Here is an 11,562-nt window from a genome sequence, read left to right as displayed (position 1 = left end):
GCGATGTCAGGCGTGTTCGAAAATCCGGATCGTGGTGTCGCCATAGCGGCGCGCGTCTAGCAGGTGCAGGGCCTCGGGCACAGTGACCTCGGCGCTTTCCTCCCAGACGATCAGCGCGCCTTTGGCGATCCAGCCACCCGACAGCGCGGCGGTCAGGGCCGACTCGCCCATCTGTTTGCCATAGGGTGGATCCAGAAACACCAGCGTCGCCGCATCGCCGGGGCACACGCCCAGCTTGCGGGCATCACGCTGCACCACGCGGGCGCAGGCCTCGGCCCGGCAAATCGCGATATTTTCCCGCAACAGGCGCAGCGCCACGCGCCCGTTTTCGACGAATGTGGCGCTTTGCGCACCGCGCGACAGCGCCTCAAGCCCCAGCGCGCCGGTGCCTGCGAATATATCCAGCACCACCGCGCCGCGGCACTGGTCACCAAAGCCACCGGCCAACATGTTGAACAAGCTTTCGCGCACCCGGTCAGCCGTCGGTCGTAAATGCGCCCCCGCATCGCCCTTGCCGACACTGGCCAGCCTGCGGCCCCGAAATTCGCCTCCGATAATCCTCACGCGCGCAACAGCGCCTTCAAGTCGCTTTCAGGGTCGGCCACCACATCCGGATCGGCGGTTTTGCCCGCGTCGATCAGGCGCTTGCCCACCATGTAGGCGCGCGGTTCGTTCATCGCGTCCACGGCCAGCAACCTATCGCCCTTGTAATACCAGAACGAAACATGCCCTGCCCCCTCGCCCGGACGCGTGACGATCCGGTCATAGCCCGCATTCAGCCCGGCGATTTGTAGTTTCACATTATACTGATCCGACCAGAACCACGGCTGCGGCACATAGGTCTTGCCCGGGCCCATGATGTTTTCGGCCACGCATTCGGCCATATCGATGGCATTGGGCACGCTTTCCAGCCTATGCCGCTGCCCATTCCACGGAAAAGACGCACAATCGCCCGCCGCCCAGATATGGCTGTCGCTGGTGCGGCCCTGTTCATCCACCTTGATCCCGTTTTCAATCTCCAGCCCTGCCGCCTCGGCCAGCGAGGTGGCCGGGGTGATACCAACCCCGACGATTACGAAATCCACCTCCAGCGTGCTACCATCGCTCAGCCTTGCGCCGCTCACCCGGCCCTCACCCGTCAGGGTTTCAAGGCCCACACCCTCGCGGATATCGACACCATGCTTGCCATGCAGCGCCCGGAAATAATCCGAGGTTTCCTTGGCCGCCACCCGTTGCAGAATACGATCGGCCATTTCTACCAGCGTCACCTTCAGGCCCCGGCTGGCGGCCACCGCCGCCGCCTCAAGCCCGATATAGCCGCCGCCGACGATCAGCACATGGCGCCCCTCTTGGAACTCGGGCGCCATGCTGTCCACGTCTTTCAAGTCGCGCACCACGTAAACGCCCTGCAGCGCGCCCCCGACGGACCCCGGCAAGCGGCGCGGCACGGATCCCGTGGTCAGCACCAGATCATCATAGGCAATCTGCTGCCCGCCCGCGATGACCACCTTGTCAGCGCCGTCAATGGCTGTGACAGTCTCGTTCAGGTGCAGATCAATCCCGTTCTCGGCGTAATAGCTTTCGGGGCGCAGATACAAGCGCTCCAGTTCCATCTCGCCCAACAGATATTTCTTGGACAGGGGCGGCCGCTGATAGGGGGGCACCGGCTCTTCGCCGATCAGGGTGATTTTGCCCTTGTATCCAAGGCTGCGCAGTTTCGCCACAAAGGACGCCCCGGCCTGCCCTGCCCCGATCACAACGATACCGGCCATTATGAAATCTCCTGCTTATGCATGGTCACGCCGCAGCGCTGAGCCTATATCTACCCTTACCGGAAACGCAATTGATAGACAGGGAGCGACAATGACCATTTCCAAAGGCGACACACTTCCCGATGCAACACTTCTTCAGATGGGCGCAGACGGCCCCGAAGAGGTCAAGCTTGCGGACAAAACAAAGGGCCGCAAGGTCGTGATTTTCGCTGTGCCCGGCGCGTATACCCCCACCTGCCATTCCGCCCATATGCCAAGCTTTACGCGCAACAAGGATCAGTTCGACGCCAAAGGCGTGGACGAGGTGATTTGCATCTCTGTCAACGATCCCTTCGTCATGGGGGCCTGGGGCGAAGCCACCGGCGCAACAGCGGCAGGCATCACCTTGCTGGGCGATCCCGAGTCAAGTTTCACAAAGGCGGTCGGCATGGATTTCACCGCGCCCCCGGTGGGCCTGATGGCGCGGTCCAAGCGCTATGCAATGCTGGTTGAGGATGGCAAGATCAGCCTGCTGCACGAAGAAGAAAACCCCGGCGCATGCGATGTGTCCGCGGGCGAGGCCTTGCTGGCCGCGATGTGATTTTTACGACCCTAAAAAAACCGGCGGCTCATACGGGCCGCCGGTTTTGAATTTCAAGAAAAGCCGCATCCAAACCGTGCGGTTTGCACCATGCTCAGCCCTCGCCGGCCAAGCCATCGAATTTGCGGGCCAACTTGACATCAAGCGCACTCAGACCGTCCACGTCATGGGTGGTCAGCGTCACATTCACCGTGTTGTAGACATTTGACCATTCCGGGTGATGGTTCCACTTTTCCGCCCATATCGCGGCCCGTGTCATAAACCCGAACGCCTCGGTGAAGTCCTTGAACTTGAAAGTTTTCATGATCGCATCGCGGTTTTCGTCCAACGTCCAGCCCTCTTCGAGCAAGGGGTCAAGCGTGGTGGTTCGCGCGGTTTCGCTAAGTTTTTCGGTCATTGGTGATCCTCCACTTTGGTGTTTTTGAACGGTCCGTAACTTGTCAGAATTTCAATGTCCTCCTCAACTGCGGCGCGTTCGGCCTCCAGATAGTGCCCGACCGCCTCGCTAAAGCCCGGATCGGCCATCCAGTGCAACGAATGCGTAGGGGCGGGCATATAGCCGCGGGCAAGTTTGTGTTCTCCCTGCGCGCCAGCCTCGATCCGTTGCAAGCCATGGGCAATCGAAAAATCCATTGCCTGATAATAACATAGCTCAAAATGCAGGCAGGGGTGGTGTTCGCTGCAACCCCAATATCGGCCATAAAGCGCCGAGCGTCCGATCAGGTTCATCGCCCCCGCCACCGGCACCCCGTCGCGTTCGGCGAACACCAACAGGACATCATCACGCAAATCGGTGTGAACATGATCAAAGAACGCCCGCGTCAGGTAGGGCGTGCCCCATTTTCGGGCGCCGGTATCCTGATAAAAGCGCCACATCGCATCCCAATGGTGGGGCTTGATCTGATCACCGGTAAACTGCGTGATTTGGCCGCCAAAGTCCTGCGCTGTGCGACGCTCTTTTCGGATGGATTTACGCTTGCGCGAACTCAGGTCAGCCAAAAAATCATCAAAGCTTTGATATTCGCGATTCACCCAATGATATTGCTGGGTGCGGCGGGTCATCAAGCCAAGGCTGTCGCCGGCCTTGCTTTCCGTCTCATTGCAAAACGTGGCATGCAGGGAAGACAGCCTATTGTTTTCTGCAACTTGAATGGCCCCTTGCACTAAGGCCGCCCGGCCCAAATCGTCAAATCCCGGCCGGGTCAAAAACCGCCGCCCGGTGACCGGCGTAAATGGCACGGCAATTTGCAGTTTGGGGTAATACCGCCCCCCGGCCCGTTCATAGGCATGGGCCCAATTGTGATCGAAAATATATTCGCCCTGACTGTGCGATTTCAGGAACAGCGGTGCAAAGGCAATGGCTTGCCCGTCCAATTCGGCGCGGATGTAGTAGGGTTGCCACCCCGTGCCCACGCCGACGGAACGGCTGTCTTCCAGTGCCTTGAGAAAGCGATACGTGGTAAACGGGTCTTCCGGGCGGCCGCCTTCAGACGCCTCTGGACAGGCGCATGCATCCCACTCCGTCGCATCAATCTGCGACAGGCTGTCGTGGATACTGACCTTGATGTCGTGATCATTCATGTCAACGGTTCCCCGGCCTCAAACCCAATCTGTGGCCATGGGCGCGCGGATCAAGATGGAATATCGGGCAGATAGCCCTCAAAGGTGATGTTGTCGGCAAATTGGCGTGCGTCACGCTCGGCCTGCCGCGACCGGATCGTCCAACACAAGACCAAAGCCCCCGACCCGCGCAATGCGGCCACGCGGTCGGCACTCAAGTCTTTGAAAGCATGGCTGATAAACGATGCACCTGTGCTGTTGTAATCCGGTATATCTCGCAAGGCTTCACGCCGGTCAGCCTTCAACAGCGGCCAGTCTTTCTCGGTGAACGCGCATGTCGTCAGGCCGCGTGGGACCATCGGAACCAGATCGCGCAGGGCCGCCACAGAATACGGGTTGAACGACATCAGCGCCAGCGGCCCGCCATAGCCCTGCAGATCCTGCGCCACGGCACGTTCCAGCCGCCCATCGGCCTGCCCCATCTGGCCGTGCTGGTCTTTGAGCTCGACCAAAAGCGGCGTTCGCCCACCGACGATGCGCAAAACTTCGGCAAATGTCGGAATACCCTCTTGTCCGCCGCGCAAATCGATCTGCATTAGGTCTTCGGCGCTGCGCTGCTGAATCGGGCCTTTTTGGTCGGTCAGGCGGCCAAGGTCATAGTCGTGAAAAACCATGGCATGCCCGTCACGGGACAGTTGCAAATCAATCTCGATACCATACCCTGCGGCAATCGCCGCTTCGATCGCCGCACGGGAATTTTCCGGGCGTCCTGCATGGACGTCATGCAGCGCCCGATGCGCCAAAGGCAGACGATGGAAAGCGGCGGGAAGCTGGCTCATTTGATCTGAAAAATGCCGTCTATTTCAACGGCCACCCCAAACGGCAGCGCCGCCGCCGACACCGCAGAGCGTGAGTGCTTGCCAGCTTCGCCCAAGGCTTCGCCCAAGAAATCAGACGCCCCGTTGATCACCTGCGGCTGCTCAGTATAGTCGGCCGTGGAATTGACGAACCCGGTCAGTTTGACAACCCGCTGCAACCGATCCAAATCACCGCCGCATGCGGCTTTGACCTGCGCCAAAAGGGCAACCGCACAGATTTTGGCCGCCTCGGCCCCGGCCGATGTTTGCATGTCATCGCCAAGTTTGCCGACAATCAAACCGTCATCGCCTTTTGAAATCTGCCCGGACACGTAAAGAATGTCCCCAACCTGCACATACGGCACGTAGTTGCCCGCCGGTGCGGGGGCCTCTGGCAGCGTGATACCCATCTGCGCAAGCTTGTTTTCGAATTGTCCCATGTCACAACGCCCCGTCATTTTGAAATCACGCCGACGCTAGCCCGAGGCGCACGCAAAGGAAATCGAAAATATCAGGATGATAAAAGCTCTTATAACGTCCCAAATGGCTGGGACGACGCAGGGCAACAGCACAGGATCACATTTTTTGATCAACAATCCTTGCACCCTGTCGCCATTCTGCCACAAATACCAGTCCTCTGCCCCCTACTGCTGAGCAGGTGGCTATGATAGTCTATGACTTGTTTGAAAATTGTATGAATCTGGTTGGTCAATTGTCTGCTATCCGTCAAAAAATCGCTGTCATACCCCGTGCCTGTCTGGCGATGGGTCTTTTGGTTCTGGTAAGCGCCTGCGCCAGCCCCGGGCCGGGCCATGCACCCCAGCAACCTTTTGACCCATATGAAACGCAAAACCGCAAGTTCCACGAATTCAACCGTTCGCTGGACAAGGCCGTCATCCGACCTGCCGGGCGCGGATACAGCAACTTCTTGCCCGATGACATCGAAACAGTGATCGGTCGGTTTGCCTTCAACCTGTCATTGCCCGGCGCAATCGTGAACAATATTCTGCAAGGCAACGGCAAAGGTGCGACTGCGGATACATACCGATTTCTCGTGAACTCGACCGTGGGTCTGGGCGGGTTCTTTGACCCGGCGACCGAAATGGGAATGCCCAAAGCGACAGACGCCGATTTTGGTGAGACGCTGTACGTCTGGGGCGTGCGCGAGGGGGCTTATATCGAACTGCCTGTGCTTGGCCCAGCCACGGAACGCGCGACCGCGGGCAAGGTGGTAGACCTATTCACCAACCCGCTATCCTATACGCTTGATTCCCCTGAGAATTATTATGGGACTGCTGCGTCTGTATCCGCACGCCTCAGCGATCGCGGACGCTATTCGGACACGATCGACTCAATTCTTTATGAAAGCGCTGACAGCTATGCGCAGGCGCGGTCGCTTTACTTGCAGAATCGGCGGTTCAAACTGGGCGGTGATAACGGGGGCAGCGGGGCCTATCTGGATCCTTATGATGACCCATACGGCGTTGACCCTGACAGCGTTCCATACGAGGATCCTTATGATGAGTAACCTTTCAAGACGTCATTTTATGGCAACTGGTGTTGCGGCAACGACTGTTTTCGCAGCGCAGCCTGCTTTGGCCCTGACAAACGCAACTGCCAAAGCCTTGGTCGACAAGGTCGTCCACGACATCAACCGTGTGATCGCCTCGGGCAAACCTGTCGGATCTATGATCCGCGATTTCGAACAGATTTTCAGCCGCTACGCCGATGTGAACATCATCGCGCAATCGACGCTTGGTGCAGATTCGCGGCGTGCCAGCTCGGCACAGATGCGCGCTTTTACCGAGGCGTTCAAAGGATACATCGCCCGAAAATACGGCAAACGGTTCAATGAATTCGCAGGCGGCAAAATTGAGGTGAAGGACGTAAGGCCAGTCAAATCCTGGCACGAGGTCAGATCCACAGTGTATCTGCGCGGCGAGGCGCCGTTTGACGTTCTATTTCTTGTCTCTGACCGATCGGGGCGCGATCTGTTTTTCGATATGGTGATCGAAGGCGTCAGTCTGCGCCTGTCAGAACGCACCGAGATCGGTGCCATGCTGGACCGCCGCCAAGGCAATATCGACGCGCTGATACAAGACCTGCGCCAAGCTGGCTGATCAACTGATTCACACTTCAGAAAGCTGCGCATCCAAGGGCACCAGCACCGATTTCTTTAAAAGAAATCGGACCGGTAACTTTTAAAGTTTCCGCCCCCTCCAGAGGCGCCACTCAGTTTCCGATACCCAGAATGCCGCGCAGGATATTTTCGATCGGGTTACCCTGATCGCGAGGCTGGCGGGGGACCGTGCCGGGTTGATCAGAACGTTGCGTAGATTTCGGAGCCGGCCGCAACATCGGAAGCTGTCGAGGCTCAAGCCCATCATGCACACGAACCATGGTTTCGTGCCATATCTCGGCGGGCAAGCCGCCCCCGGTGACGCCCGACAGGGGCGTGTTGTCATCATAGCCCATCCAGACTCCCGCCACATAGTCGGCGGTAAAGCCCAGAAACCATGCATCGCGGGCGGCCTGTGTCGTGCCGGTTTTCCCCGCCGCTTCGCGGTCAGGCAGCTTGGCGCGGCTGCCGGTGCCGCCATGCACCACCTGGTGCATCATATACGTCAGCTCGCGCGCCGCTGGCTCCTGAATCACCCTTTCCCCGATTCCGCCGCCGGTTCCCATCAGCGGCGTATTTTCGCCCAACAGGCGCAATTCCTTGAGGCCATAGGGCGTGACCGACGAGCCACCGTTCAGAATACCGGCATAAGCCCCTGTCATCTCGATCAGAGTGGATTCGGATGCACCAAGTGCCAGCGCCGGACCCGCAGCCAAATCGCTTTCGATGCCGAAGTCGCTGGCCACCTTACGCACCAGATCGCGCCCAACACTTTCCGACACCTTCACCGCCGGAATATTAAGCGAGTCCTTCAAAGCTTGGGTCAGGGTCACGCGGCCGTAATGCTTGCGCGTGTAATTTTCCGGGCACCACTGCCCCGACCCCGGCACATCAAGGCAAAACGGTTCGTCGACAACAGTTGAATCATGCGAATACCCCAGTTCCAACGCGGTTGCGTAAACAAAGGGTTTGAACGCCGAGCCGGTTTGCCGCTTGGCCTGCGTTGCACGGTTGAAGGCCCCGCGCACCTTGATCTTGCGCCCCCCCACCATGGCACGCACTGCGCCATCCGCCGACATGACCACGATGGCCGCTTGCGCCTTGGACCCTTCGCGCACCTTGTTCTCAAAAACATATTGCAGCGCGTCTTCAGCGGCCTTCTGCATCCGCTGATCCAGTGTGGTCTTGATGATCACGTCTTCTGTTGTGTCGCGTGTGAAGAACTCCGGCCCCGAGGCCATGACCCAATCCGCAAAATAGCCACCTGCCTGCTTTTCCGCCGCCTCGGACAGTTCCGCCGGTTGGGCAAGCGCCGCCGCCGCATCGGTTGACGAAATATAGCCTTGATCTTGCATCAGGCGCACCACGACGCTGGCCCGGTTTTGCGACCGTGCAAGGTTGGCCGTGGGGGCCAGCGTGGACGGCGCGGTGAGCAGCCCGGCCAGCATCGCCCCCTCGGCCACGTTCAGCTTGGACGCGCCCTTGCCGAAATAGCGTTGCGCCGCAGCCTCGGCCCCATAAGCGCCGCCGCCAAGATAGGCGCGGTTCAGATAAACCGACAGGATTTCATCCTTGGAATACTTGGCCTCCATGGCAAGGGCGAACACCGCCTCTTTGACCTTGCGCGACAACGAGGTGCGGCGGCAATCGGCCACGTATTCGGCCTCAGTCTCCCACTTTGCCTTGTCGTATTCCACGCCAAGGCACAGCAGTTTGGCCGTTTGTTGCGTGATGGTCGAGCCGCCGTGCCCCTGCAAAGGCCCCCTACCTTCGCGCAGGTTGATGCGCACCGCGCTGGCAATCCCAATAGGATCAACACCAGGATGGTAGTAAAAGCGTTTGTCTTCGGTCGCGACCACCGCATTTTTCAAGGCCGGGCTGACCGTGTCCGCCGTCACGACACCACCAAACTGATCACCGCGCCACGCATACACATCGCCATTGCGATCCAGCAGCGTGACAGACCCGCGCGAGCGACCATCAAGCAGATCGCCGACAGGCGGCAAGGTGGTATAGGTATACACCACGGCCACACCAACGATCAGGGCAACCACAGCACCGATGCGCCAAGTGATGTTCCAGATCAGGCGCAACACCCACCGCACAAGCCGCATCGGCAAGGACAAAAGCCCCTTGCGTGCGGGGGCCTTGCGCGCCGTCGCCTTGCGGCGCGCTGGTTTGGCCTTGGCCGGTTTCTTTTTCGGCTTTGACGCGGAATAGCGTTTCTCCGCGACAAGGCGGTTTTTTTTACGGCCTGAATTGCTCATGCTTGTCCTGCCCGGGACCCTTTGATTTTGGCTAGTGTATAATGCCGCGCGACAAAAGTTGACCCCCGCAAATACTTTGCCGGCACTTATTTAAACGCCTATTTTTTAATCTAACAACGGTATATGATTAATTTTTATGCGCTAAGGGCTGAAAACTGACCCTTTTTAACGCTGAAAACCTTTCAGACTCGGGCGTCACTGACTTTGCTGCAGGTGCAAACCGCACAGGGTGACAAAACCGAAAGGGACGCCAGTGAAACTCATCATTGCGACAATCAAACCGTTCAAACTGGAAGAGGTCCGCGAAGCGCTGACCGAAATCGGTGTGCGCGGGATGATGGTGACAGAAATCAAGGGCTTCGGCTCTCAGTCGGGGCACACGGAAATCTATCGCGGCGCGGAATACGCCGTGAACTTCGTGCCCAAGGTGAAACTTGAAATCGCCGTTTCGGCGTCGATGGCCGATCAGGTGGTGGAAACCATCACCAACACGGCCCGCACCGGCAAGATCGGCGACGGCAAGATCTTCGTTCTCGACATCCAACAGGCCATGCGCGTGCGCACCGGCGAAACCAACGAAGACGCGCTTTGAAACGCGCGGGGGAAAGGATAATGACCATGAATCGCTTTACGAAAACCGCTTTGGCCGCCGGCGCGCTGATTGCCCTGCCGCAGCTTGGCCTTGCGCAAGAGGCCGAGGCCGCCGCGCCCGGCTTTGACGAGATCGGCCCCTATATCATGACAACCCTGCTGTTCTGCATGGCGGGTTTCCTTGTGTTCTTCATGGCCGCAGGCTTTGCCATGCTGGAAGGCGGGCTGGTGCGGTCAAAGAACGTGACCATGCAGATGACCAAGAACATCGCACTCTATTCCATCGCCGCGATCATGTATTGGCTGATCGGCTTCAACACCATGTATCCCGGTGATTTTAACGGCTACTTCGCCATTGGCGGTCAAACTGTTCTGGACGCGGTGGGCGTATCTGCCGCTGACGCGGATCTTGGGTATGCCTCAATCGGGTCGGACTTCTTCTTCCAGTTGGTGTTTGTCGCCGCGACCGCCTCAATCGTGTCGGGCGCGCTGGCCGAGCGGATCAAACTGTGGCCGTTTCTGGCCTTTGTCGTGGTGCTGACCGGTGTCATGTATCCGATCTCGGGGTCTTGGCAGTGGGGTGGCGGCTGGCTGTCCGAGGCCGGGTTCTCGGACTTCGCCGGCTCGACGGTTGTGCACTCGGTTGGTGGCTGGGCTGCTTTGGCTGGTGCCATCGTGCTGGGCCCACGTCTGGGCAAGTACGGCAAAGACGGCAAGGTCAACCCGATCCCCGGTTCGAACCTCGCACTGGCCACGCTGGGCACGTTCATCCTGTGGCTGGGCTGGTTCGGCTTCAATGGCGGCTCGCAGCTTGCCATGGGCACCGTGGGTGACGTGTCGGACGTAAGCCGCATCTTCGCCAACACCAACATGGCCGCCGCGGCCGGTGCGGTGACCGCGTTGATCCTGACGCAGGTGATGTATAAGAAACCCGACCTGACCATGGTGCTGAACGGCGCATTGGCTGGTCTGGTGTCGATCACCGCCGAGCCGCTGGCTCCCACCTTGTTCGGATCGCTGTGGATCGGGGCTGTGGGCGGTATCATCGTCGTGCTGACTGTGCCGATGCTGGACAAGTTCAAGATCGACGACGTGGTCGGCGCCATCCCGGTGCACCTGTTTGCGGGCATCTGGGGCACCATCGCCGTGGTCTTCTACAACAGCGACGCCAACATCGCGACGCAGTTGATGGGGATCATCGCCTACGGTGTCTTTACCTTCGTGGCCAGCCTGATCGTCTGGTTCATCCTCAAGGCCGTCGTGGGCATCCGCGTAGGCGAAGAGGAAGAGATGAACGGCCTCGACGTGTCCGAACTTGGCATGGAAGCCTACCCGGAGTTCTCGAAGTCGTAAGACTTGGTCACTTCGAGCGAACAGACGAGAAAGCCCGGGCAAAACGCCCGGGCTTTTTCATGTTTTACGACTGGTCGAACCGCGTCAGTCATTCACATGCGATGGTGCGCCGGTGGCCATGTTTGTGCCGATATACGGCTTTTGCGCCGCCTTCCACGCGGCAAAGCCTCCCTCCATATGGGCGATCTTATCAAGTCCGGCCTCGATCGCGGTGCGCGCCACCTTTTCCGAGCGAACGCCCGAACCGCAATGGAATATAATCGGCTTATCCGTTTGACCCGGCAATTTATGGGCATTGAAAAACGGCATGGGCAGCAACAACGCGCCTTCCACATGTTCGAACATGTATTCCTGTGGCGTGCGCACGTCGATCAACACGACATCGTTCTTGGCCCATGCCTCGGCCACCTCTTCGACAGTCCAAGTTTGAAATTCGGCAGTGCCGATGGTTTCGGTTTTCATC

13 protein-coding genes are annotated in these 11,562 nt (G+C 58.9%); 5 read left to right on the top strand and 8 right to left on the bottom strand.

Annotation, left to right across the window (positions count from 1 at the left end; genetic code table 11):
• Positions 1–6: 6 nt before the first annotated feature.
• Complete coding sequence (gene rsmD / locus HAT86_RS05395; RefSeq protein WP_167194198.1) at positions 7–564, bottom strand: 16S rRNA (guanine(966)-N(2))-methyltransferase RsmD; 558 nt, start codon at positions 562–564, stop codon at positions 7–9.
• Complete coding sequence (locus HAT86_RS05390; protein ID WP_167194196.1) at positions 561–1,772, bottom strand: NAD(P)/FAD-dependent oxidoreductase; 1,212 nt, start codon at positions 1,770–1,772, stop codon at positions 561–563. The genes rsmD and HAT86_RS05390 overlap by 4 nt, the downstream gene beginning before the upstream one ends.
• 91 nt (positions 1,773–1,863) lie before the next feature.
• On the opposite strand from HAT86_RS05390, the gene HAT86_RS05385 reads away from it, so the two are divergent.
• Positions 1,864–2,352, top strand: coding sequence for a peroxiredoxin (locus tag HAT86_RS05385; RefSeq protein ID WP_167194194.1), 489 nt, complete (start codon positions 1,864–1,866; stop codon positions 2,350–2,352).
• Positions 2,353–2,446: 94 nt separating this feature from the next.
• Here the strand turns inward: HAT86_RS05385 and HAT86_RS05380 are convergent, their stop codons facing one another.
• Genes HAT86_RS05380 through HAT86_RS05365 form a run of 4 tightly spaced genes read right to left on the bottom strand, consistent with a single transcriptional unit; the run spans position 2,447 to position 5,209 of the window.
• Positions 2,447–2,749, bottom strand: a complete 303-nt coding sequence (locus HAT86_RS05380; protein WP_167194192.1) for a 4a-hydroxytetrahydrobiopterin dehydratase — start codon at positions 2,747–2,749, stop codon at positions 2,447–2,449.
• Complete coding sequence (locus HAT86_RS05375) at positions 2,746–3,933, bottom strand: GNAT family N-acetyltransferase (protein ID WP_167194190.1); 1,188 nt, start codon at positions 3,931–3,933, stop codon at positions 2,746–2,748. Before HAT86_RS05375 ends, HAT86_RS05380 begins: the two co-directional genes overlap by 4 nt.
• Positions 3,934–3,983: 50 nt before the next feature.
• Positions 3,984–4,751, bottom strand: a complete 768-nt coding sequence (locus tag HAT86_RS05370; RefSeq protein WP_167194188.1) for a glycerophosphodiester phosphodiesterase family protein — start codon at positions 4,749–4,751, stop codon at positions 3,984–3,986.
• Entirely contained in the window at positions 4,748–5,209 is a 462-nt protein-coding gene (locus HAT86_RS05365; RefSeq protein ID WP_167194186.1) for a RidA family protein, read from the bottom strand. Before HAT86_RS05365 ends, HAT86_RS05370 begins: the two co-directional genes overlap by 4 nt.
• Before the next feature lie 254 nt (positions 5,210–5,463).
• On the opposite strand from HAT86_RS05365, the gene HAT86_RS05360 reads away from it, so the two are divergent.
• Both HAT86_RS05360 and HAT86_RS05355 read left to right on the top strand, forming a co-directional pair.
• The gene (locus tag HAT86_RS05360; protein WP_167194184.1) at positions 5,464–6,297 is read left to right on the top strand and encodes an MlaA family lipoprotein; all 834 of its coding nucleotides are present in this window, start codon (positions 5,464–5,466) and stop codon (positions 6,295–6,297) included.
• The gene (locus HAT86_RS05355; RefSeq protein WP_167194182.1) at positions 6,287–6,889 is read left to right on the top strand and encodes an MlaC/ttg2D family ABC transporter substrate-binding protein; all 603 of its coding nucleotides are present in this window, start codon (positions 6,287–6,289) and stop codon (positions 6,887–6,889) included. Before HAT86_RS05360 ends, HAT86_RS05355 begins: the two co-directional genes overlap by 11 nt.
• 112 nt (positions 6,890–7,001) lie before the next feature.
• Here the strand turns inward: HAT86_RS05355 and HAT86_RS05350 are convergent, their stop codons facing one another.
• Positions 7,002–9,155 (bottom strand): transglycosylase domain-containing protein, encoded by a 2,154-nt coding sequence (locus HAT86_RS05350; protein ID WP_167194180.1) that lies wholly within the window; start codon positions 9,153–9,155, stop codon positions 7,002–7,004.
• Between the two features lie 253 nt (positions 9,156–9,408).
• On the opposite strand from HAT86_RS05350, the gene HAT86_RS05345 reads away from it, so the two are divergent.
• Together HAT86_RS05345 and HAT86_RS05340 are read left to right on the top strand one after the other, a co-directional pair.
• Positions 9,409–9,747: a P-II family nitrogen regulator gene (locus HAT86_RS05345; protein WP_167194178.1), complete on the top strand. Its 339-nt coding sequence runs from the start codon at positions 9,409–9,411 to the stop codon at positions 9,745–9,747.
• 20 nt (positions 9,748–9,767) lie between these two features.
• Complete coding sequence (locus HAT86_RS05340) at positions 9,768–11,099, top strand: ammonium transporter (protein WP_408015003.1); 1,332 nt, start codon at positions 9,768–9,770, stop codon at positions 11,097–11,099.
• Between the two features lie 84 nt (positions 11,100–11,183).
• Here HAT86_RS05340 and HAT86_RS05335 read toward each other — a convergent pair whose 3' ends face one another.
• Entirely contained in the window at positions 11,184–11,561 is a 378-nt protein-coding gene (locus HAT86_RS05335; RefSeq protein ID WP_167194174.1) for a rhodanese-like domain-containing protein, read from the bottom strand.
• Between the last annotated feature and the right edge of the window lies 1 nt (position 11,562).

The organism is Roseovarius gahaiensis, assembly GCF_011601345.1.
GTDB classification, from domain to species: Bacteria; Pseudomonadota; Alphaproteobacteria; order Rhodobacterales; family Rhodobacteraceae; genus Roseovarius; species Roseovarius gahaiensis.
This window is presented reverse-complemented; position numbering and strand designations above follow the sequence as displayed.